The sequence below is a fragment of the Microbacterium oleivorans genome (assembly GCF_013389665.1).
GTDB classification, from domain to species: domain Bacteria; phylum Actinomycetota; class Actinomycetes; order Actinomycetales; family Microbacteriaceae; genus Microbacterium; species Microbacterium oleivorans_C.
In genome coordinates this window covers 2,872,000-2,894,304 of record NZ_CP058316.1, presented here as the reverse complement: position 1 = coordinate 2,894,304, position 22,305 = coordinate 2,872,000, and the positions used below count along the sequence as shown (strand labels likewise).

General features: G+C 70.3%; 23 protein-coding genes. 6 read left to right on the top strand and 17 right to left on the bottom strand.

Annotated elements, in window-relative coordinates:
- Positions 1-8: 8 nt before the first annotated feature.
- From argF to argC, 5 genes are read right to left on the bottom strand one after another with little or no spacing between them, the layout of a single operon-like run.
- The gene (argF, locus tag HW566_RS13735) at positions 9-932 is read right to left on the bottom strand and encodes an ornithine carbamoyltransferase (protein ID WP_178013757.1); all 924 of its coding nucleotides are present in this window, start codon (positions 930-932) and stop codon (positions 9-11) included.
- The gene (locus tag HW566_RS13730; RefSeq protein ID WP_178013755.1) at positions 929-2,176 is read right to left on the bottom strand and encodes an acetylornithine transaminase; all 1,248 of its coding nucleotides are present in this window, start codon (positions 2,174-2,176) and stop codon (positions 929-931) included. The genes argF and HW566_RS13730 overlap by 4 nt, the downstream gene beginning before the upstream one ends.
- Positions 2,173-3,078, bottom strand: a complete 906-nt coding sequence (gene argB / locus HW566_RS13725) for an acetylglutamate kinase (protein WP_178013753.1) — start codon at positions 3,076-3,078, stop codon at positions 2,173-2,175. Before argB ends, HW566_RS13730 begins: the two co-directional genes overlap by 4 nt.
- Positions 3,075-4,232 (bottom strand): bifunctional glutamate N-acetyltransferase/amino-acid acetyltransferase ArgJ, encoded by a 1,158-nt coding sequence (argJ, locus tag HW566_RS13720; protein WP_178013751.1) that lies wholly within the window; start codon positions 4,230-4,232, stop codon positions 3,075-3,077. The genes argB and argJ overlap by 4 nt, the downstream gene beginning before the upstream one ends.
- On the bottom strand, positions 4,229-5,287 hold the full coding sequence (argC, locus tag HW566_RS13715) for an N-acetyl-gamma-glutamyl-phosphate reductase (RefSeq protein ID WP_178013749.1): 1,059 nt from the start codon (positions 5,285-5,287) through the stop codon (positions 4,229-4,231). Before argC ends, argJ begins: the two co-directional genes overlap by 4 nt.
- Before the next feature lie 259 nt (positions 5,288-5,546).
- Here argC and HW566_RS13710 point away from each other — a divergent pair, with 259 nt between their 5' ends.
- The 4 genes from HW566_RS13710 to HW566_RS13695 are packed head-to-tail and all read left to right on the top strand — an operon-like array spanning position 5,547 to position 8,144.
- Entirely contained in the window at positions 5,547-6,200 is a 654-nt protein-coding gene (locus HW566_RS13710) for a hypothetical protein (RefSeq protein WP_178013747.1), read from the top strand.
- Positions 6,197-6,496, top strand: coding sequence for a transcriptional regulator (locus tag HW566_RS13705; RefSeq protein ID WP_178013746.1), 300 nt, complete (start codon positions 6,197-6,199; stop codon positions 6,494-6,496). The genes HW566_RS13710 and HW566_RS13705 overlap by 4 nt, the downstream gene beginning before the upstream one ends.
- Positions 6,493-7,392, top strand: a complete 900-nt coding sequence (locus HW566_RS13700; protein WP_178013744.1) for an ABC transporter ATP-binding protein — start codon at positions 6,493-6,495, stop codon at positions 7,390-7,392. Before HW566_RS13705 ends, HW566_RS13700 begins: the two co-directional genes overlap by 4 nt.
- Positions 7,392-8,144: an ABC transporter permease gene (locus HW566_RS13695; protein WP_178013742.1), complete on the top strand. Its 753-nt coding sequence runs from the start codon at positions 7,392-7,394 to the stop codon at positions 8,142-8,144. Before HW566_RS13700 ends, HW566_RS13695 begins: the two co-directional genes overlap by 1 nt.
- A gap of 7 nt (positions 8,145-8,151) precedes the next feature.
- On the opposite strand, the gene HW566_RS13690 is transcribed toward HW566_RS13695, so the two are convergent.
- Both HW566_RS13690 and HW566_RS13685 read right to left on the bottom strand, forming a co-directional pair.
- The gene (locus HW566_RS13690) at positions 8,152-9,732 is read right to left on the bottom strand and encodes a hypothetical protein (protein WP_178013740.1); all 1,581 of its coding nucleotides are present in this window, start codon (positions 9,730-9,732) and stop codon (positions 8,152-8,154) included.
- Complete coding sequence (locus tag HW566_RS13685; protein ID WP_178014969.1) at positions 9,714-10,487, bottom strand: ABC transporter ATP-binding protein; 774 nt, start codon at positions 10,485-10,487, stop codon at positions 9,714-9,716. The genes HW566_RS13690 and HW566_RS13685 overlap by 19 nt, the downstream gene beginning before the upstream one ends.
- Before the next feature lie 90 nt (positions 10,488-10,577).
- On the opposite strand from HW566_RS13685, the gene HW566_RS13680 reads away from it, so the two are divergent.
- Positions 10,578-11,702, top strand: a complete 1,125-nt coding sequence (locus tag HW566_RS13680; RefSeq protein ID WP_178013738.1) for an AAA family ATPase — start codon at positions 10,578-10,580, stop codon at positions 11,700-11,702.
- A gap of 585 nt (positions 11,703-12,287) precedes the next feature.
- Here the strand turns inward: HW566_RS13680 and pheT are convergent.
- The 10 genes from pheT to infC form a co-directional block, all read right to left on the bottom strand.
- Positions 12,288-14,795, bottom strand: coding sequence for a phenylalanine--tRNA ligase subunit beta (gene pheT, locus HW566_RS13675; RefSeq protein ID WP_178013736.1), 2,508 nt, complete (start codon positions 14,793-14,795; stop codon positions 12,288-12,290).
- Complete coding sequence (pheS, locus tag HW566_RS13670; RefSeq protein ID WP_178013734.1) at positions 14,795-15,835, bottom strand: phenylalanine--tRNA ligase subunit alpha; 1,041 nt, start codon at positions 15,833-15,835, stop codon at positions 14,795-14,797. Before pheS ends, pheT begins: the two co-directional genes overlap by 1 nt.
- Positions 15,836-15,926: 91 nt before the next feature.
- Positions 15,927-16,865, bottom strand: a complete 939-nt coding sequence (locus HW566_RS13665; protein ID WP_178013732.1) for an amino acid ABC transporter permease — start codon at positions 16,863-16,865, stop codon at positions 15,927-15,929.
- Entirely contained in the window at positions 16,862-17,509 is a 648-nt protein-coding gene (locus HW566_RS13660) for an amino acid ABC transporter permease (RefSeq protein ID WP_178013731.1), read from the bottom strand. Before HW566_RS13660 ends, HW566_RS13665 begins: the two co-directional genes overlap by 4 nt.
- A 69-nt stretch (positions 17,510-17,578) precedes the next feature.
- Positions 17,579-18,487, bottom strand: a complete 909-nt coding sequence (locus HW566_RS13655; protein WP_178013729.1) for a glutamate ABC transporter substrate-binding protein — start codon at positions 18,485-18,487, stop codon at positions 17,579-17,581.
- A gap of 58 nt (positions 18,488-18,545) precedes the next feature.
- The gene (locus HW566_RS13650) at positions 18,546-19,337 is read right to left on the bottom strand and encodes an amino acid ABC transporter ATP-binding protein (RefSeq protein ID WP_178013727.1); all 792 of its coding nucleotides are present in this window, start codon (positions 19,335-19,337) and stop codon (positions 18,546-18,548) included.
- 109 nt (positions 19,338-19,446) lie between these two features.
- A complete protein-coding gene (locus tag HW566_RS13645) occupies positions 19,447-20,244 on the bottom strand; it encodes a TrmH family RNA methyltransferase (protein WP_178013725.1) in 798 nt (265 codons plus the stop codon).
- 76 nt (positions 20,245-20,320) lie between these two features.
- Positions 20,321-20,701, bottom strand: a complete 381-nt coding sequence (gene rplT, locus HW566_RS13640) for a 50S ribosomal protein L20 (protein WP_178013723.1) — start codon at positions 20,699-20,701, stop codon at positions 20,321-20,323.
- A 32-nt stretch (positions 20,702-20,733) separates the two neighbouring features.
- The gene (rpmI, locus tag HW566_RS13635) at positions 20,734-20,928 is read right to left on the bottom strand and encodes a 50S ribosomal protein L35 (protein ID WP_005048908.1); all 195 of its coding nucleotides are present in this window, start codon (positions 20,926-20,928) and stop codon (positions 20,734-20,736) included.
- Positions 20,929-20,972: 44 nt separating this feature from the next.
- Positions 20,973-21,644, bottom strand: a complete 672-nt coding sequence (gene infC / locus HW566_RS13630; protein WP_256728727.1) for a translation initiation factor IF-3 — start codon at positions 21,642-21,644, stop codon at positions 20,973-20,975.
- A 227-nt stretch (positions 21,645-21,871) separates the two neighbouring features.
- Here infC and HW566_RS13625 point away from each other — a divergent pair, with 227 nt between their 5' ends.
- Complete coding sequence (locus HW566_RS13625) at positions 21,872-22,276, top strand: DUF1844 domain-containing protein (RefSeq protein ID WP_178013721.1); 405 nt, start codon at positions 21,872-21,874, stop codon at positions 22,274-22,276.
- Positions 22,277-22,305: the final 29 nt, after the last annotated feature.

Below are 22,305 nucleotides of genomic sequence, written 5' to 3'. Positions count from 1 at the left end.
CCGCCCGGTCACTGCTGACGCAGGAGCCAGACGAGCAGCGCCTTCTGCGCGTGCAGGCGGTTCTCGGCCTCATCCCACACGACGCTCTGCGGTCCGTCGATGACGTCGGCGTCGACCTCGTAGCCGCGGTCGGCGGGCAGGCAGTGGATGAAGATGGCGCCGGGGGCGGCGGCATCCATAGTCTGCTGGGTGACCTTGTAGGCGCCGAGGTCGTCGATGCGCGCGAGCTTCTCCTCTTCCTTGCCCATCGAGACCCACGTGTCGGTGACGATCACATCGGCGCCCGACGCGGCCTCGCTCGGGTCGATCAGGATGGTGACCGAGCCGCCGGTCCGCGCGGCGATGCGCTGCGCGTCGGCGACGACGTCCTCGCGCGGCCCGTAACCCTCGGGGGCGGCGACCCGAACATGCATGCCTGCGGTGACACCGGCGAGGACGTACGAGTGCCCCATGTTGGAGCGGCCGTCGCCGAAGAACGACAGCGTGAGACCGGCGAGGTCGCCCTTGTGCTCGCGGATCGTCAGGAGGTCGGCGAGCAGCTGGCACGGGTGGAAGTCGTCGCTGAGCGCATTGACGACGGGCACCCGCGTTCCCTGCGCCATCTCTTCGAGACCGGCCTGGGCGTAGGTGCGCCAGACGATCGCGGCGACCTGACGTTCGAGCACCCGCGCGGTGTCGGAGGGCGTCTCTTTGCCGCCGAGCTGGCTGTTGGCCGTCGAGATGATCAGCGGCGAGCCGCCCAGATCGGCGATGCCGACGGCGAACGACACGCGCGTGCGCGTCGACGACTTGTCGAAGATGACGGCTACCGTCTGCGGGCCCTCGAGGGGCTTGAGCTTCCAGCGGTCCTTCTTCAGCGCGAGGGCGAGGTCGAGCACCTCGGCCTGCTCGGCCGGGCTCAGGTCGTCGTCGCGGAGCAGATGGCGGGTCATGCGGATTCCTCCGTGGTCGTGTCTTCGAGAAGCAGGGCCGATTCGACGGTGTGCAAAGCGGCGGCGAACAGCTCGGCGAACTCGTCGATCTCGACGTCGCCGATGGTCAGGGGCGGCGCGATGCGCACCGTGCGGTCGTTGGCGGCGTTGACGATGAGACCGTGCTCCTGCGCCGCCGCGACGACGGACCCGGCGACCGGATGCCGCAGCGCGACGCCCAGCAGCAGACCGCGTCCGCGCACACCCTCGATGAGCGGGGAGTCCATGGTCTCGAGCACCTGGCGCACCCGAGCGCCGTGGGTTGCGGCGGCCTCGACGAGCCCGGCGTCCTCGATCTCGCCGAGCACCGCCGAGGCGACGGCGGTGCCGAGCGGGTTGCCGCCGAAGGTCGAACCGTGGGTGCCCGGGTAGAACAGGTCGCTGGCGCTCTCGAAGGTGATGAGCGCACCGATCGGGAACCCGCCGCCGATGCCCTTGGCGACCGTGATCGCGTCGGGCTCGATGCCCGCGTGCTGGAAGGCGAACCATGCGCCGGTGCGCCCCGCGCCGGTCTGGATCTCGTCGACGATGAGCAGCGCCCCGTGGCGGGACGTGATCTCGCGAGCGGCCTGCAGGTACCCCTCCGGCAGCTCCACGACACCCGCCTCGCCCTTGATGGGTTCGACGAAGAGGGCGGCGACACGCTCGTCCATCGCCGCCTCGAGCGCGTCGATCGTCGAGTCGAGGAACTCAACCCCCGGCACCATCGGCTCGAACGGCTGCTGCATGTGCGGCTTGCCGGTCAGGGCGAGGGTGCCCATGGTGCGGCCGTGGAAGGCGTCCTTCAGAGCGAGGATGCGGGGGCGACCGGTGCCGCCGTGGAGCCGTGCGAGCTTGAACGCCGCCTCGTTGGCCTCCGCTCCGGAGTTGCCGAAGTACACGCGCCCGGCCTCGCCGGTGCCGGCGAGGCGCTTCAGGCGCGCCGCGAGGGCGAGCTGCGGGGGCGTGGCGAAGTAGTTCGACACGTGCGAGAGCGTCGCGGCCTGGCGCGAGATCGCCTCGACGAACACGGGGTGGGCGTGGCCGAGGGAGTTGACGGCGATGCCCGCGAGGAAGTCGAGGTAGCGCTTGCCGTCGGCGTCCCAGACGTAGGCGCCCTCACCGCGCTCGAGGAGCGCCAGACGCGCGCCGGCGCTGCGCACCAGGTCGCGATCGACGTCTTCGGCCCATGCGGGCGTCGTCTGCTGGATCGTCGGGTTCGTCATCCCGCCACCACCTCCGTGCCGATTCCTTGCGCCGTGAAGACCTCGACGAGCACCGAGTGCGGCTGGCGTCCGTCGATGATCGCGGCCGTGTCCACTCCCCCGTCGACGGCGTCGAGGCAGGCTTGCATCTTGGGGATCATGCCCGACTCGAGGCCGGGGAGCATCGCGCGCAGGTCGGTCGCCGTCAGGTGCGAGACGAGCGAGTCGCGGTTGGGCCAGTCGGCGTAGAGCCCGGGCACATCCGTGAGCACGACGAGCTTCGTCGCATTCAGCGCCGTGGCCACTGCGGCCGCGGCGGCATCCGCGTTGACGTTGAGCGATTGCCCCGGGTTGTCGAGGTCGGGAGCGATCGACGAGATCACCGGGATGCGGCCGGCGGCGAGCTGGTCGAGCACCGGCTGCGGATCGACCGCGACGACGTCGCCGACGTGTCCGAGGTCGTGCTCGGTCCCGTCGACGATGACCCCGCGGCGTCGACCGCCGAACAGGCCGGCGTCCTCACCCGACAGACCGGTCGCGAAGGGCCCGTAGGCGTTGATGCGGGCGACCAGCTGCGGGTTGATCTGGCCGGTGAGCACCATCCGGACGACGTCGATGGCCTCGGTGCTCGTCACCCGGTACCCGCCCTTGAACTCGCTCTCGATCGAGAGGCGGTCGAGCATCTTCGAGATCTGCGGGCCACCGCCGTGCACGACGACGGGCTTGACCCCGACGAAGCGGAGGTAGGCGATGTCCTGGGCGAAGGACTCCTGCAACTCCTCCGAAACCATCGCGTTGCCGCCGTACTTGATCACGATGATCTGGTCGCGGAAGCGCTGCAGCCAGGGCAGAGACTCGATGAGGACACCGGCTTTGGCCGCCGCCTCTTCGGGCGTCGTGTGCTGCAGGTCGATGTCGTTCATGAGGAGTACGCGCTGTTCTCGTGGACGTACTCGTGCGTCAGATCGTTCGTGAGGATCGTCGCCGCCGCATCGCCGGACTTCAGGTCGATGAGGATGTGCGTCGCGCGCGGCGTCAGGTCGACGTCCTCGCGAGGGCGATCCGGTCCACCGGCGCTGCAGACCCGCACCCCGTTGAACGACACGTCGACGTCGTACGGGTCGAACGTCGCGTCGGTGGTGCCGATCGCGGCGAGCACCCGGCCCCAATTCGGGTCGTTTCCGAAGATCGCGGCCTTGAAGAGGTTGTTGCGCGCGACCGAGCGACCCACCACCACCGCGTCGTCCTCGGATGCCGCACCGACGACCTCGATCGAGATGTCGTGGCTCGCGCCCTCGGCGTCGCCCTGCAGCTGCTCCGCGAGATCGCGGCAGAGCTCGGCGAGCGCGTCGGCGAACTCGTCCGTGTCGGGGACCACGCCCGAGGCTCCGCTGACCATCAGCGTCACCTGGTCGTTGGTCGACATGCAGCCGTCGGAGTCGAGACGATCGAAGCTGGTGCGCGTCGCCGACCGCAGAGCGGCATCGGCGGCATCCCGGTCGAGCACCGCGTCGGTGGTGATGACCACCAGCATCGTCGCGAGACCCGGCGCGAGCATGCCCGCGCCCTTGGCCATGCCGCCGATCGTCCATCCGCCGCGCGAGACGACGGCGTTCTTCGGCCGCGAATCGGTGGTCATGATCGCCCGCGCCGCATCCTCGCCCCCGTCGTCGCTGAGCGATCCGATGGCAGCCGTGGTGCCGTCGAGCACCTTCGTCCGGAAGACCTCGTCCCCGGTTCCGATGAGTCCGGTCGAGCACACGAGCACGTCGCCGGGGCTCACGCCCAGCAGCTCGCCGGCCTTCTCGGCGGTCTGGTGAGTGGTCTGGAAGCCGAACGTGCCGGTGAAGCAGTTCGCGCCACCGGAGTTGAGGACGACCGCCTCGACCACGCCGTCGGCCACCGCCTGCTGCGACCACAGGATCGGGTTGGCCTTGGCTCGATTCGATGTGAACACGGCCGTGCCGACCTTGTGCGGGCCGCGGTTGACGACGACGGCCACGTCGGGCTTGCCGGTGGATTTCAGGCCCGCGGCGACCCCCGCCGCCGCGAAACCCCGGGGGGCGGTGACGCTCACGGGGCGACTCCGTTCACGCTCAGGCCCAGGGTCTCGGGGAGCCCCAGGGCGATGTTCATCGACTGGATGGCGGCACCGGCGGTGCCCTTGGCGAGGTTGTCGACCGCGGTGACCACAACGACACGACCGGCTGCGCGGTCGATCGCGAGGCCCATCAGCGCGGTGTTGGCGCCCACGACGTCGGCGGTGCGCGGGAAGGTCCCCTCGGGCAGCAGCTGCACGAACGCCTCGCCGGCGTACGCGCTCTCCCACGCGTCGCGGATCTGCGCGTCGGTGACACCCTCGGTGATCGGTGCGGTCGAGGTGGCGAGGATGCCGCGCGACATCGGCACGAGCACGGGCGTGAACGAGATGCGGATCTCGCCCACCGCACCGGCCTCGCGCAACGCCTGCCGAATCTCGGGGATGTGCCGGTGCGTGCCGCCGACCCCGTAGGCGTTGGCGGAGCCGAGGATCTCGGCCGCGAGCAGGGTGGTCTTGAGGCTCTTGCCCGCGCCGGACGGGCCGACGGCGAGCACGCTCACGATGTCGCCCGGGTCGATCACGCCGGCGGCGACCCCGGGGGCGAGGCTGAGCGCGACGGTCGAGGCGTTGCAGCCCGGTGCCGCGATGCGCGAGGCACCGACGAGCCGGTCGCGCTGCTTGGTGCCGGCGGAACCTCCGGCGACGGGCAGCTCGGGGACGCCGTAGGCCCACGGATCGTGGAAGGCGCCGCCGTAGAAGGCCGCCCAGTCGTCGGCGGAGGTGAGCCGGTGATCGGCGCCGGCGTCGATCACGAGCGAGGTGCCCGTGAGCGCGTCGGTGAAGGCTCCGGACTGACCGTGCGGCAGCGCCAGGAAGACGATGTCGTGTCCGGTGAGCACCTCGGGCGTCGAGGGTTGCAGGGTCAGGTGCCGCAGCGACCGCAGGTGCGGTTGGTGGTCGATGAGCGGCTGACCGGCGTTGGAGTGCGCGGTGACCGTGCGGATCTCGACCTCGGGGTGGGCGGCGAGCAGGCGCAGGATCTCGCCTCCCGCGTAGCCGGAAGCGCCGGAGACGGCGACGGAGAGGGGCATGGCTTCCACCTTATTGTCTGGGATGACGTCACCTCATCGGTGACGGGGACCGGCGGCGGCGACTCCACACGCTCGACCGCGTGGGCGGGAGCGTACGGGGTCGCCTAACGTCGGCGGTCGCCCAGACGTCGGCGCGCGCGGAACACCGTGACGGTGCGCTGCAGAGCCGAAGACATGGGGCGACAGTAGCGGGCCCGGACGCCCCCGGGCAAATCCGCGGACGTTGACATCCTCAGGTTTGAACTGCAAACTACTTTGCATGAGCACCGATCCTTCCGACGAACAGCAGGCCGACCCCGCGGCGATGCTCGCGCTGATGCAGCAGCAGCGGCGGCGCACGGTGCACTGGGCCAACCGCAGCTATGCCACGATGCTCATCACCTGGGCCGCGGCATGGGCGATCGGGTTCGGCGCCATCTGGAGCGCCGACGTCGGCGGCGGCAACCCGTGGCTGCGCATCCCGGCGGCGCCCGCGTGGATCGTCTTCGGGGTCGCCACGGTCAGCGCCATCGTCGTCTCGGTGGTCGCGGGCGTGCGATCGGGGGTCGGCACGCGCGGCCCCTCGCGCCTCTCGGGCGCCATGTACGGGTGGTCGTGGACGCTGTCGATGACGGGTGCCGGTCTTCTCATCGGGGCCATCCAGCGCACGGGGGCGGATGCCACCACGATGGCCGTGACGACGCCGGCGCTGTTCGTGCTCATCGTGGGCATCCTGTACCTCGCCGGGGGCGCTCTCGTGCGCTCCCCCGTGCAGTACGCGCTGGGCATCGTGATGATCGTCACGGCGATCGTCGCGTCGTACGCCGGAACGCCGACCAACTACCTCGTCTACGCGACGGTCGGCCCCCTTGCGATGGTGGTGGTGGCGACCCTCATGCTGCGCGGCGTCATCCCCGCCGAGGGCCGACGATGACAGAGCTCGATCCCGTCATCCACGCGCCCGCGCGGCTGCGCATCGTCACGGCCCTGAACGAGGCCCTCGCCGACGGCGACGAGCTCACCTTTCCGTTGCTGCAGAAGCTGCTCGGCATGACCGCCGGCAACCTCACCACCCACCTCGGCAAGCTCGAGGCCGCCGGCTACGTGGAGACGACCAAGGCCTTCGCGGGGCGCAAGCCCGTCACCTACGTCGCCCTCACCCCGGCCGGGCGCGCCGCGTTCCGCGTCTATCGGACCCACCTGCTCGACCTTCTCGGAGGAGGATCATGACCGCCCTCATCAGCACGCGCGATCTCGTGAAGCGCTTCGGCGACACCGTCGCGCTCGGCGGGATCAGCCTCGACGTCGACGCCGGCGAGTGCGTCGGCCTGCTCGGTCCCAACGGCGCCGGCAAGACGACCCTGCTCTCGCTCGTCGAGGGGCTGCGCGCTCCCACGAGCGGCGAGGTGCGCGTGTTCGGGGGCGACCCCCGGGATGCCGCCTCACGCGTGCGCCTCGGCTCGACGCCTCAGGCGACCGCGCTCCCCGACGCCCTGCGGGTCGGCGAGGTGCTCGACTTCGTCGCGGCGCACTTCCCCGCGCCCGCCGCGCGCTCGCGCATCATCGAGGAGTTCGACCTCGGCCCGGTGCTGCGTCAGCAGTGCGGTGGCCTGTCCGGCGGCCAGCAGCGGCGGGTCGCCGTCGCACTCGCCTTCGTGGGCGACCCCGAGCTCGTGCTCCTCGACGAGCCCACGACGGGACTCGACGTCGACGCTCGTCGTGCGCTGTGGGATGCCGTCCGCGCGCGGCACGCGGCGGGGTGCGCCGTCGTCGTGACGAGCCATCACCTCGAGGAGATCGAACAGCTCGCGCAGCGCGTCGTCGTCATCGATGACGGTGTCGTCCGCACCGACGACACGCTCGACGCGGTCGTCGCGAGCGTGGCCCGCCGGCGCGTGAGCCTGCGCGGCGTCGAGGCCGACGACATCCGGCGCCTCGACCCGGCGGCATCCGTCACCGTCGACGACGACGTCGTGACGGCGGTCGTAGGAGACTCCGACGCCCTCGTCCGCGCGCTGGTCGAGCGGGGACTCCCGTTCGCCGACCTCGCGGTGCGCGGCGCGACGCTCGAAGAGGCGTTCCTCACCCTGACCGACAAGACCGCCCGAACCGGGAAGGCCGCCTGATGTCCGCTCTCGCCCTCACCCTGACCGCGACGAAGTACAACCTCGTCGAGACGGCGCGGGTGCCGATCGCCGTCATCGGCTCGATCGTGTTCCCCACCCTCGCGCTGTGCCTGTTCGTGCTCCCGCAGCGTGTCGTCGTCGACGACAGCGCATTCGCCACGGCCGCCGTCGCGTCCATGATCGTGTTCGCCTACATGTCGTCGGGACTGTTCTCGGTCGGCCTCGAGCTCGCCGAGCAGCGCGCCAAGCCGTGGGCGCCGTATCTGCGCACTCTGCCCGGGAGCCCGTTGGCCCGTATCGGCGCGCTCATACTGGCGACCCTCGCGATCGCGACCGTCGCCATGGTTCCGCTGCTGCTCGTGGGCGGCCTGTTCACGAGCGCCCGCCCCGAGCCCCTGCGACTGGTCGCCGCGATCGCTCTCGTCATCGTCACGGCCCTGCCGCCGATGCTGATCGGCGCGATCATCGGAATCACCACCGGGCCCAAGGCCGCCATCGCGGTCACGCAGGTCGCACTGTTCCTGCTGGCCTTCGGCGGCGGGCTCTTCCTTCCCCCGCAGCTGTTCCCCGCGTGGCTCGACACCGCCTCGGCGTTCCTCCCCATCCGCCAGGCACGCGAGATCGTCGTCGGTACGGCGACGGGCACCGAGGTGCCCCTCTGGGCCGGCGTCGGGGTCGTCGCCTGGACGCTCGTGCTCGGTGCCCTCGCCGTACGGCTGTACCGACGCGACGAGGGCCGCCGCTACCGATGACCGCCGATCAGGTGGGGAACGCCTTGATGCGCATGAACAGGTCGGGCCCGGTCCGCTCCAGCGTGCGTCCGCCGAGGAAGACCCCGGCGATCGTCACCACGGCGCCGAAGACGACGCCGACGGCCAGCGCCGCCCAGCCCCACAGCTGATCGCCGGTCGCAGCGTTCACGATCGCCAGGACGATCGCCGGCGAGCCGAGGACGAGCACGGCACCCCAGACGGCGAAGACCAGCAGACCCACGACCGAGTTCTGCCCCGGCGTGCTCTTGAAGGGGCTGTCGCCGGGTGCCGGTACCGGCACCACGATGAGTGCGGACGACACCGCGCAGGCTCCGTAGCCGGCCAGCAGGATCCCCAAGGCGGCGCCCAGCACGGCCGGCAGGTGCGCGGCGTCACCCGCGAGCACGGCGGTCGCGATCGTCATGACGACGATCAGCGGAACGCCGACGCACGCGGCACCCAGCACGCGACCCCAACGGTCGGCACGCCCGGCGATCCCGGTGGCGAGGGTGGTGCCGAAGGCGGAACCGTCGTACGAGATGTCGGCGTAGCTGACCGCCGCCATGACGAGGGCGGCGAGGATCGGCGAGACGAGGAACATGAAGCCGTCGACCCCGCCGGTGAAGGCGAAGAGCACCGGGAAGAGCGGGATGACGATGAGCTGCCGCAGGTAGCGCGGGTCGCGCAGCCAGCCCGAGAGCGAGCGCGCCCAGGTCGCGCCGACCCCCCCGGTGGGCATGACGCCGAAGAGGCCGAGCTTGCCCGCCGCGACGGCACGCGTCGCCCGTTGGCGCGGAGACGAGGTCGATGCCTCGATCACGCGGTCCCAGACGACCCACAGCACGACCACGGTCGCCACGGCGATGAGCGTGCTCACGAGCGCCGGAACCCACTGCTCTGCCGCCACGCTCGGCGCAACGGACCACGCCGCGCCCAGCGGCGTCCAGGCGAGGATGCTCGCGGCCTGCTGCAACCGGGTCCACAGGTCGCCGCCGGCCTGGTCGAGCAGCGCGAAGATCCCCGTGAGGATCGGCCCGGTCATGATCAGCACGACGAGCACGACGGTCCCGACGATCTCGCGGCCCCGTCGGCCGCCGAGCCCGCCCGACAGCTCCCCCATCAGGCGTGACGCGAGCACGCACGTGAGCACGCCGATGAGCACGGTCGGCACCGCGGCGACGGCCGCCAAGGGCCAGCGCACCCAGACGATCAACGTCGCGAGCACCGCGAGCGTGGTCACGATGCCGGGGATGCCGGTCGCACCGGTTCCCGCCAGGGCGAGCATGACCTGTCGTCGCGTGAGCGGGAACGGGGCGAGCCGCACCGCATCGACGGTGCTCTCGAGCCCCGCGATCACGATGGGGCCGACGAGCCAACCGAGCACCAGCAGCGAGCCGCCGAGGATCATGACGACGGTAGCGGCTTGGAGATTCTCGAACACCGCCAGTGCGACCATCCCGGCGATCAGCAGCCCGAGCATTCCGAGACCCCACAGCGAGCTGAGGATGAAACCGACGAGCTGCCAGGGCCGTCGCGCCAGGGTGTTGGCGAGGACGCGGTAACGGAGCTTCAGGACTGTCGCAACCACTGCGGTCCCTCCGACTGGTGGCGTCCGCCGACGAGCGAGACGAAGGTGTCCTGCAGGCTCTGGCCCGCGCGCACCTCGTCGATCGTGCCCGCGGCGAGCACGCGTCCGGCGGCGATGACGGCGACGTGGTCGCACATGCGCTGGACGAGGTCCATCGAGTGGCTCGAGACGATGACCGAACCGCCCGAGACGGTGTAGCTGCGTAGGACGTCCTCGATGTTGGCCGCAGAGACGGGGTCGACCGATTCGAACGGCTCGTCGAGCACGAGCAGTCGCGGCGCGTGGACGAGCGCGCAGGCCAGGGCGATCTTCTTGGTCATGCCCGCGGAGTAGTCGGCGACGATCGTGCCGGCGGCGGCGCGGAGGTCCATGAGGTCGAGCAGGTCCGAGACGCGCGGTGCGATCTCCGGCCGCGGAAGCCCGAACATCATCGCGGTGTAGGTGATGAGCTGCTCACCGGTGAGCCGGTCGAACAGGCGCACGCCGTCGGCGAGGTTGCCGATCGTGCGCTTGGCTGCCACGGGGTCGCGCCACACGTCGATGCCGTGCACGCGAGCACCGCCTGCGTCGGGCCTCAGCAGGCCCGTCGCCATCGACAGGCTCGTGGTCTTGCCGGCGCCGTTCGGGCCGACGAGGCCGTAGAACGAGCCCGACGGGACGACGAGGTCGATGCCGTCGACCGCGGTCTTCTGACCGAACCGCTTGACCAGTCCCGTCAGCTCGAGGGCGGGAACGGCGGCGGACGTATCGGTCACCGGGGTGACGCTGGCAGGAATGTCGCTCACGGCCCCGACCCTATCGGGAACGGATGCGGCCTGTCGGATGCGCCTGCGAGAGTGGACGGCATGCTGCGTACCCTGGCGATATCCGGATACCGTTCCCTGCGCGAGGTCGTCGTGCCGCTCGGGGACCTCACGGTGGTCACGGGCCCCAACGGATCGGGCAAGTCGAACCTGTACCGTGCGCTGCGACTGCTGGCAGCGGCATCCCGAGGCGACATCGTGGGGGCGCTCGCCCGCGAGGGCGGACTGCCGTCCGTGCTGTGGGCCGGACCCGAGAGCGGCGGCACCGAGCCCACGGTGCGCCGCGGACCGATCGCCGTGCGCCTGGGCTACGCATCCGACGAACTGGGCTATCTCGTCGACCTCGGCATCCCGCAGAGCGACAGTGCGAGCGTGTTCGCCCGCGATCCCGAGATCAAACGCGAGCAGGTGTTCGCCGGCCCCGTCGCCAAGGCATCCACCCTGCTCATCGACCGCAGCCGCCAGATGACGCGCGTGCGCGACGAGCGGTGGACGGTGCTCGACCAGCAGCTCGCCCCGTACGAGAGCATCATCACCGACCTCGCCGACGGTGACACCGGGCTCGAGCTGCTGTCGCTGCGGCGCGCGATGGCGGCGTGGCGGTTCTACGACCACTTCCGCGTCGATCAGGACGCTCCGGCCCGGGCGCGCCAGGTGGGGACGCGCACCCACACGCTCGCGCACGACGGCTCGAACCTCGCCGCCACCTGGGCGACGATCGTCGAAGCGGGACAGGGGGCGGCTCTCGACGACGCGGTGGATGAGGCGTTCCCGGGCAGCCGGGTGCGCGTCGACACCTCCGACGGGCTGTTCCGCCTCACGATCTCGCAGCCGGGTCTGCTGCGCCCGCTCGAAGCCGCAGAGCTCTCGGACGGCACGCTGCGTTACCTGCTGCTGTGCGCCGCTCTCCTTCCCGCACGTCCGGCACCGCTCATCGTTCTGAACGAGCCCGAATCGAGCCTGCATCCCTCCCTGCTCGAGCCCCTCGGCGGGCTCGTGCGAGCGGCCGCCGAGCGGACGCAGGTGCTCACGGTGTCGCACGCTCCGGCACTGGTCGATGCCCTGCCCGAGCCGGCGCGCGTCGAACTGCGGCGCTCCGGTGCCGAGACGAGCGTGGTCGGGCAGGGCTTCTTCGACGTGCCGGCCTGGAACTGGGGCTCCCGCTGACCCACCCCCGCGGCCCCCGGGTCGGGTTCGGGGCGCGGGGCCGAGGTTCGGGGAGCGGGGCCGAGGTTCGGGGCGCTCGGGCCGAGGTTCGGGGACCGGGGCGCTCGCGCCACCCACGGCCCAGGTTCGGGGCGCTCGCGCCACCCACGGCCCAGGTTCGGGGCGCTCGCGTCACCCCGGAGCATGAAGTTCACGCCCCAGGGTGAGCAACCCGCCCCGAAAGCCCTGTGCGACCGAGCGATACGCGATTGCCACCCGCCGCGCGGGCCAGTCAGCGCGTTTGGGGCGCCCACGTCACTCCGGGTCGAGCCGCTCACGCCCCGAAGTGGAGAATCCGCCTCAAAGCTAGGCCGTGCATTCGCGGGCAGGTCCGCTCCGAACCGAGTACACATGCCGCGCAGCGGCCCCCACGAAGTGAGTCGGTGCCTAGCGGGGCTCCTGCTTCACGTCGGGGCGTCAAGTCTGCGCCCCGACGCGCGGCGCCCGCCCCAAACCGTGAACAACGCGCCCCGAGGAAGAACATCTGCCCCGAACACCACCGCGGTGAAGCGCGGGCGCACCGCGCGCGGCCTCCAGAGGTCGGCGTCAGTCGCGGATGGTCGCGCCGAAGCGCTCCGCGGCCACGGCGACGCCGGCGAGCTTGGCATCGGTCGCCTCGGCCGCCGTGAGCGTGCGGTCGGGTGCGCGGAAGCGCAACGCGAACGTCAGACTCTTCGAGCCGTCGGGCACCCCCGTGCCGCGGTAGTCGTCGACCAGTCGCGCCGATTCGAGCAGGTCGCCCGCTCCCGACACGAGAGCCGCCGACAGCTCACCGGCCGTCACCTCGGCCGGAACGACGAGCGACACGTCCTGCGTCGCGGCCGGATAGCCGGACAGGGATGCCACCACCACGCGCTCTCCCGCCAAAGACAGCAGCACGTCGAGGTCGAGCTCGGCGACGAGCACGCGGCCGGGCAGGTCGGCCGCAGCCGACACCTCGGGATGCAGCTCGCCGGCGTACCCGACCACGACGTCGCCGACCGAGAGCTCCGCGGCACGACCCGGGTGCAGGGCAGCGCGGCGGGTCTGCGCGACGTCCACCTCGACGCCGGCCGCCGTCGCGACGACGACCACGGCGGCGAGCACGTCGCTGAGATCGGCGGCGACGGGTGCCCGGCCCGGGGCCTTCGTCACGGTGTTGCCCGTGGCGAGCACTGCGACCCGGCGCGGCTGCGGCGGGATCGACGCATCGAGCGCGGCGAGGGTCTCGTCGTCCGGACGGACTGCGAGCGGCGGGACGGTGTCGGTGCCGTACGTGACGCCCGGCTCGGGCACGAAGACCGAGCCGACCTCGAACAGGGCCAGGTCGGTCAGCCCGCGCGACAGATTGCGGTGCGCGACCTGGAGTAGGCCGGGCACGAGCGAGCGGCGGAGGAACGGAGCCTGGCCGTCGAGCGGGTTCGCGAGCTTGACCGAGGGCAGCGCCTCGCCCGACGCCGAGCCGTGCAGGTCGTTGTGCTCACGAGTGGTGAACGGGAACGACGGGGTCTCGACGAAGCCGGCCGATGCCAGGGCGTTCGCGACGCGGCGACGCCCCTTCTGGGCGTCGGTGAGGCCGCGGCCGGACGGCGGGGTCGGGAGGACCGACGGGATGCGGTCGAGCCCGTGGATCCGCGCCACCTCCTCGGCGAGGGTCCACTTGTCTGTGAGGTCGGGACGCCACGACGGCGGAATGGCGTCCCACCCGGCATCCGTCGCCTCGATCTCGCAGCCGACGGTCTCGAGCGCGCCGACGATCTCGTCGTCGCGGTAGTCGACGCCGATCAGCGACGAGACGAAGTCGTGCGGGAGGGGGATCGCGGCGAGGAACACCTCGGCGAACAGCGCCCCGCCGACCGGTTCGAGCGTGCCGCCGGCGAGCTCGACCATGAGGTCGGCGACGCGCCGTGCGGCCACGAACGGGATCAGCGGATCGACGCCCCGCTCGAACCGCCGCGACGCCTCGCTGGGCAGCTTGTGGCGGCGAGCGGTGCGGGCGATCGTGACGGTGTCGAAGATCGCGGCCTCGATGAGCACGCTGCGCGTAGCGTCGGTCATCTCCGTCTCGCCACCGCCCATGACGCCCGCGAGGCCGATGGGGCCGGAGTCGTCGGTGATCAGCAGGTCCTCGGGCGAGAGCGTGCGCTCCTTGCCGTCGAGCGTCGTGAGCTTCTCGCCAGCCGTCGCCCGGCGCACCGTGATGCCACCGCTGAGCTTGTCGAGGTCGTAGCCGTGGATGGGGTTCCCGAGCTCGAGCATGACGTAGTTGGTGATGTCGACGAGCACCCCGAGCGAGCGGATGCCGGCCAGCGTCAGGCGCGCGACCATCCACGGCGGCGTGGGACGCGAGGGGTCGACGCCCGAGACGACACGCACGGCGAACTCGCTCGCCCCGACCCGCCCGCGGATGGGCGCGGCGTCGTCCACGCGCACCTCGAACCCCGACACCGGATGCTCGAGCTCGTCGAAGTCTCGAAGGCCCGGGTCGCGGAACGTGGCGCCGGTCGCGTGGGCGTACTCGCGCGCGATGCCGCGGACGGACAGGGCATAACCACGATCGGGCGTGACGTTGACGTCGACGGCGGCGTCGTCGAGACCCAGCAGCGCGATCGCGTCGACGCCCACCTCGGGCTCGAGCCCCAACTCGGTCAGACGCAGGATGCCGGAGTGCTCGTCGCCGAGACCGAGCTCTTTCGCCGAGGCGATCATGCCGTCCGAGACGTGACCGTAGGTCTTGCGCGCGGCGATCGGGAAAGGCCCGGGAAGGACGGACCCGGGGAGCGTCACGACGACCTTGTCGCCCTCGAAGAAGTTGCCGGCACCGCAGACGATGCCGCGGACTCCCCCGTTGGCCTCGCCGACATCGACCTGGCACCACCGGATCGTCTTGCCGTTGGACTGGGGCTCGGCCTCGAACGAGACGACGCGGCCCACGACGATCGGCCCGGTGAGGTCGAACGAGTGGACGTCCTCTTCCTCGAAGCCCACCGAGACCAGCGCCGCGAGGACGTCCTCAGGCGTCGCGTCGACGGGAACGTCGACGTATTCGCGCAACCATGACAGCGGAACCCGCATCAGACCACCATCCCGAACTGCTCGCTGAAGCGGACATCGCCCTCGGCCATGTCGCGCATGTCCTTCACATCCGAGCGGAACATCAGCGTCCGCTCGATCCCCATCCCGAACGCGAAACCCGAGTACTCCTCGGGGTCGATGCCGGCCGCGCGCAGCACGTTGGGGTTGACCATGCCGCAGCCGCCCCACTCGATCCAGCGTGCTCCGCCCGCAAAGGTGGGGTGCCACAGGTCGAGCTCGGCGCTCGGCTCGGTGAAGGGGAAGTAGTTGGTGCGGAAGCGCGTCTTGGCCTCGGGTCCGAACAGGACGCGGGCGGCGTGGTCGAGGGTGCCCTTGAGGTGAGCCATCGTGATCCCCTTGTCGATGACCAGACCCTCGAACTGCGTGAAGGCGGGAAGGTGCGTCGCATCGAACTCGTCGGTGCGGTACACCCGGCCCGGGCACAGGATGTACACCGGCAGGTCGCGCTCGATCATCGATCGCACCTGCACGGGGCTGGTGTGCGTGCGCATCACGAGATGACGGGCCACGGGGTCGACGAAGAACGTGTCCTGCATCTGTCGCGCCGGGTGGTCGACGTCGAAGTTGAGCGCGTCGAAGTTGAACCACTCGTGCTCGAGCTCGGGCCCCTCGGCGATCTCCCACCCCATCCCCACGAACAGGTCGGCGACCTCCTCCTGGAGGAGCGAGATCGGATGCCGCGCCCCGACGCGTCCGCGCGGCGCGATCGCGGTGACGTCGAGCGCCTCGGCCTCGAGCTTGGCGGCCGTCTCGGCGGCGGCCAGCTCCCCCTCGCGCGCCGCGAGAGCCTGGTTGACGCGACCGCGCGCCTGCCCGACGAGCTTGCCGAACTCGGCCTTCTTCTCGTTCGGTACCGACCGCAGCTGCGCGTTGAGTCGCGCGAGCGGCGACCCCTCCGCGGTGTGGGCGTTGCGGGCGGACTTGAGCTCGGCGGTGGAGGCGGCATCGGTGATGGCGGCGAGGGCCGCATCCACCGCCGCGGCGACCGCGTCAGGGGTGATCTCGGGTGCGTCGGACACGGGAGTCGAGTCTAGTGAATGTCACATACACAACAGACCGGCGGGCCCCTCCGCTGGCGCGTGAGGGGCCCGCCGGGAGGATGCCGGAGCGTCAGGCTTCGCCTGCGCTGTTCGAGTCGTTTTTGCCGATGCCCTTCTGCGCGGCGATCAGCTCCGTGTCGGTGGTCGGAGGCACCGGGTGGTGCAGCGGATCCACCGCGGCCGCGCCGCCTCCCGTGGTGCCGGTCGAACGCGGCGAGCGCGAGAGGCGCTTCTCGAGCACATTGGCGAACCACGACAGCAGCAGACACATGAGGATGTAGATCGCACCGATGACGATGCCCGCCTGCAGGATGGGCCGCCCCGGCTGCGACGTGAGCTGCTTGGCGAAGTACAGCAGCTCGGGGTAGGTGATGATGAAGCCCAGGGCGGTGTCCTTCAGCGTCACCACCAGCTGCGCCACGATGACAGGCAACATGGCCCGCACGGCCTGCGGCAGCAGAACGAGGCGCATCACGCCGCTCTTGCGGAGGCCGATGGCGTAACCCGCCTCCTTCTGACCCCGCGGCAGCGACTCGATGCCGGCGCGGAGAGCCTCGGCGAGCACGGAACCGTTGTATGCGACCAGCGCGATGACCACAGCCCAGTAGGGCTCCATCCGGATGCCGAGAGTCGGGAGTCCGTAGTACATCAGCATCATGAAGATCAGGACGGGGACGGCGCGGAACGCCTCGATGACCACGCCGAACGGCACGCGGACCCACGCGTGATCCGACAAACGACCGATCGCCAGGACGAACCCGAGCACCAACGAACCGACCGCCGCGAGCCCGAACGCCGCGAGCGTGTTGCCGAGTGCGCGGAAGATGCCCAGCCACACGTTGCCGAAGCTGAAGACGTACCACTTCTCGGCGGAGAACTGGCCGCTCTCCGCGAAGCGGAAGACGACGAAGCCGATCGCGGCTCCGACGAGGATGATCGTGACGATCCCGAGGATGCGGTTGCGCAGGATCGCGCGGGGCCCCGGTACGTCGTACAGGACGGAAGTCATCGTGCGATCCTCCACTTGTTCTCGAGGCGACGTTGCAGCGCACTCAACAGCAGCACCAGGACGACGAAGACGAGGGCGACCCAGAGCAGCACGATCAGCGCGTTCTCGCCGCGCTCGCTGAGATTCGCTCGGATGACACCGAGCTCGGCGACCGAGAACCCGGCCGCGACGGTCGTGTTCTTCAGAAGCGCGATGAACACGCTCATCATGGGCGGCACGACCGAACGGAAGGCCTGCGGCATCACCACGAGGGTCATGACCTGGCCGAAGGTGAGGCCGATCGCGCGGGCCGCCTCCGCCTGACCGACCGGAACCGTGTTGATGCCGGCGCGGAAAACCTCTGCGACGTAGGTCGCGGTGTAGATGCCCAGCGCCCAGATGCCGAGCACCGTGAATCCGGGGCTCGGCAGCCCGAGCTGCGGGTATCCGAAGGCGAAGAAGAAGAAGACGAGGGTGAGCGGGGTGTTGCGGATCGTGTTGACGTAGAGCGTGCCGAATGCACGGGCGACGGGGATCGGCGATACGCGCATCGCACCCACCAGGGTGCCGAGAACCAGCGCGATCGCACCTCCCGCGAAGAACAGCAACAGGGTGTTGCCGAGCGCCTCGCCCCACAGGTCGAGGTTTTCGGTGATGACGCCCACATCGTCTCCTTGGGTGGTGCGGGGCGGGGACGCTCGCGCCCCCGCCCCGGGGTCATGTGTCCGAGCGGATCAGTACGCGTCGACCGCGGGCTGCTCGACGGTGATGCCGGACTGGCCGAGGTTCTTGTCGAAGATCCCCTGCCAGACGTCGCCGCCGTCGGTGAGCAGCTCGTTGATGTGCGCACGGAACGCGTCATCGCCCTTGCGCAGGCCGACGCCGTAGCGCTCCTCGCTGAAGGGCTCGCCGACGACCTTGATCTCGTCGGGGTACTGGGCGGCGTAGCCGATCAGGATGGCCTGGTCGGTCGTGACCGCGTCGACGGTGCCGTTGATGAGTGCATCGACACATGCCGAGTACAGGTCGAACTCCTCGGTGGGAACCTCGGGGTAGTTCTCCTTGATGTTCTGGATCGGCGTGGAGCCGGTCGCGGAGCAGACGCGGGTGTCGGCGTTCAGGTCGTCCTCGCTCGCGATGTCGCTGTCGGCGGCGACGAGCAGGCCCTGACCGGTGATGAAGTACGGGCCGGCGAAGTCGATCTGCTGCTTGCGTGCGTCGGTGATGGAGTAGGTGCCGACGTAGTAGTCGACGTCACCGTTGACGATGGCCTGCTCGCGGTTCGCCGAGGCAATCGCCTTGAACTCGATCTTGTCCTCGTCGTAGCCGAGGGACGCGGCGATCCAGCGCGCGATGTCGACGTCGAAGCCGGTGCGCTCGCTCGTCGTGGCGTCGAGGAAGCCGAGACCGGGCTGGTCCTCCTTCACCCCGACGATCACCTGGTCGCGCGATTCGATCGCCTCGAAGGTGGGGCTCCCCTCGAGGGAGACGTCGGATGCGACCTCCCACAGGGGGCCTGTGCTCTCGTCGTCGCCGCCGGCGGACGCGCCGGGCGAGGTGGGCGAGCCGCTGTTGCAGCCGGTCAGGGCGATCGCAGCGATGGCGACACCGGCGAACGCGCCGGTGATGCGGGTCTTGCGCATGTGGTCCTCCTGGGTTGGGGTCATCCGCGCCCGGTGCAGAGCGCGGAAGTTGTGGGGCTTAGTGGGTGATGAGCTTCGAGAGGAAGTCCTTGGCGCGGTCGCTCTCGGGCGCGGTGAAGAACTGCTCGGGAACGGCCTCTTCGACGATCTGACCGTCGGCCATGAAGACGACCCGGTCGGCCGCCTTGCGGGCGAAGCCCATCTCGTGGGTGACGACGACCATCGTCATGCCGTCCTGGGCGAGGCCGACCATGACGTCGAGCACCTCGTTGATCATCTCCGGGTCCAGCGCGCTGGTCGGCTCGTCGAAGAGCATGACCTTCGGCTTCATCGCGAGCGCGCGAGCGATCGCGACGCGCTGCTGCTGGCCGCCCGACAGCTGCGCGGGGAGCTTGTCGGCCTGGTGCCCGACGCCGACGCGATCCAGCAGCTCGCGGGCGAGCTTGTCGGCCTCGGCCTTCTTCACGCCCTTGACCTTGATCGGGCCGAGCGTGACGTTCTCGAGGATCGTGAGGTGGGCGAACAGGTTGAACGACTGGAACACCATCCCCACATCGGCGCGGAGCGCCGCGAGCGCCTTGCCTTCGGAGGGCAGCTTCTCGCCGTCGATCGAGATCGTCCCCTCCGAGATCGTCTCGAGGCGGTTGATGGTGCGGCACAGCGTCGACTTGCCCGAGCCCGACGGTCCGATGACCACGACGACCTCGCCGCGGTTGACCGTGAGGTCGATGTCCTTGAGGGCCTGGAAGTCGCCGTAGTGCTTCTGCACGCCCTCGATCACGACGAGAGGATCACCGCGGCGAACCGTGATGTTCGACGTCGGCGGCGCCGGGTTTTCGGGAGTCGTCATAAGAAGTCACACTATGAGCACTCCCCGAGCGGCGACAGCCATTGCGGCGCCGAGTCACCGATCTGTAACAGAATCGGAATACACGGCTGCCCGGATTGGCCGGCTGCGATCAGCCCGCGCGCTGGGCGAAGGCGGTCTCGTACAGGCAGACGCTCGCGGCGGTGGCGAGGTTCAGCGACTCGGCCGCTCCGTAGATCGGCAGTCGCAACGCCAGGTCGACGCGAGCCAGCGCGTCATCCTCGAGGCCGCGCGCCTCGTTGCCGAACAGCCACGCCGTCGGCCCGGCGAGGGTCCCGCGGTGGGCGAGGAACTCCTCCCCCTTCACATCGGCCGCGACCACCCGCATCCCCGCGCTGTGGGCGCGCTCGACGGCAACGTCGAGATCGACGCCGACGGCGACGGGCAGGTGGAAGAGCGATCCCGTGGTGGAGCGGACCACCTTGGGGTTGTAGGGGTCGACCGTGCGCCCGGTGAGCACGATGGCGTCGGCACCGGCGGCATCGGCTGCTCGGATGATGGTGCCGAGGTTGCCCGGATCGCGAACCTCTTCGCAGATCGCCACGAGACGTGGAGCGGCGGCGAAGATGTCGCGCACCGAGGTCGGGGATTGGCGCGCGACCGCGACGATGCCCTGGGGTGTGACCGTGTCGGCCATCGCCTCGAGGACGGCCTCGCTCGCGAAGACGATGTCCAGGCCGGCGTCGTCGGCGCTGGCGCGCAGCTCCGGGTGCCGCTCGAGCGCGCTCGGGGTCGCGAAGATCTCGACGAGGGTGTCCGGTCGATAGGCCAGGGCCTCGCGCGCTGCCTGCGGCCCTTCGAGGAGGAAGAGCCCCGTCTCCTGACGAGCGCTGCGCTTCGTCAGCTTGGCGACGGCGCGAACGCGCGGCGATCGGGGGTTCTCCAGCACGCTTTCAGCATACGGCGAAGGGACGCCCTCCCTCGGGAGGACGCCCCTTCGCGCGGTGCGCTGAGCGCTGCGTGTGTCAGGCCTTGGGCGCGTTGACGTCCGCGGGCAGAGCGCCCTTGGCCGTCGCGACGAGCGAGGCGAACACGGCGGGCTCGTTGACGGCCAGCTCGGCGAGCATGCGACGGTCGACCTGGACACCCGCGAGGCCGAGGCCCTGGATGAAGCGGTTGTACGTGACGCCGTTCTGACGGGCCGCGGCGTTGATGCGCTGGATCCACAGGCGACGGAAGTCGCCCTTGCGCTTGCGACGGTCGCGGTACGCGTAGACGAGGGAGTGGGTGACCTGCTCCTTCGCCTTGCGGTACAGGCGCGAACGCTGTCCGCGGTAACCGGAGGCGCGCTCGAGGATGACGCGACGCTTCTTGTGGGCGTTTACTGCCCGCTTGACTCTAGCCATTTCGTTTGTTTCCTATTCGTGCGCAGCAGCGCTCAGATGCCGAGGAGCTTCTTGGCGACCTTCGCGTCGCCGGGAGCCAGGATCTTGTCGGCCGACAGGCGGCGCGTGCGCTTGGTGGGCTTGCCTTCGAAGTTGTGGCGGAGGTTCGCCTGCTGCTTCTTGATCTTTCCGCTGCCGGTGACCTTGAAGCGCTTCTTGGCACCCGAGTGGGTCTTCTGCTTCGGCATGTCTCTTCCTTCGTTGTGGATCCCGCCGGGCGGGAGTCGGGGGGCTACTCCGCCGAGGCGGGAGCGGCGTCTTCGGTTTCGGCGTCCACGTCGGCGTCGGAGCCGGAGCGGGCCTGACGGGCCGCTTCCTTGTTGGCGGCGCGCTGCGCGTTCTGCTCGGTCTTGACCTCGGACTTGTTCTTGTGCGGCGCGATGACCATCACCATGTTGCGGCCGTCGATGGTCGGGTTCGACTCGACGGTTCCGAGCTCGGCGACGTCCTCGGCGAACTTGCGGAGCAGGCGCACACCCTGCTCGGGACGCGACTGCTCGCGACCGCGGAACAGGATCATCGCCTTGACCTTGTCGCCCGCCTGGAGGAAGCCCTCGGCGCGCTTGAGCTTGGTGATGTAATCGTGCGCCTCGATCTTCAGACGGAACCGGACCTCCTTGAGGACGGTGTTCGCCTGATTGCGACGCGCTTCCTTGGCCTTCTGAGCCGCTTCGTACTTGAACTTGCCGTAGTCCATGATCTTGACCACGGGCGGCTTCGAGTTCGGGGCGACCTCGACGAGGTCGAGTTCGGCCTCCTGCGCCAGACGCAGGGCGACCTCGATACGGACGACGCCGACCTGCTCTCCAGCGGGGCCGACGAGGCGAACCTCGGGGACGCGGATGCGGTCGTTGGTGCGGGGATCGCTGATGTGCGGAACTCCTGTTCGTGCGGTGGTGGCCACCGGGACGCGAGGACGCGGCCCGGGCGGAAGAACATCGCATCCACCCCGCACGACGCACAGGCGTCGGCTTCTGTGTTCTGCACCCTGGCTACCCCGTACGCGGCGAACCGGACGGGGCGGAGTGCATAACCCGGTAGCCTGGAGCGGCAAGCGCGGGTGGGATGTGATCCTCTTTCGATCCGGAGTAGAACACTCCGGTGCCCGCACAGTCTAGCAGAGAGCGACACGTGGACACGAACCCCGCCGAGAACACCGCCCACGCCGACGACGAGGCCCGTCGCCGGCGGTGGGAGGACCAGGAGCGCGCCGCCTCCGCAGCCACGCGCGACATCGCCGACGTGCCCGCCGTCGAGGTGATCACCACCGCGGCCGTCCACCTGATGAGCGCGGCCGCCGTGAAGGTCGGACTCGCGGACGACCCCGCGAACCAGCTCGACCTCGACGAGGCGCGGAAGCTCATCAACGCTCTCGCGGGCCTCATCACGGCCGGCGCCCCCGAGATCAGCGACATGCACGCACGGTCGCTCCGCGACGGCCTGCGGTCGCTGCAGCTGGCCTTCCGCGAGGCGTCGACGATCCCGGACCCGATCGGAAAGGGGCCCGGCGAGAAGTACACCGGTCCCGTCACCTGAGGCCGCCGTTCGGACGCGGCCGGCGCCGC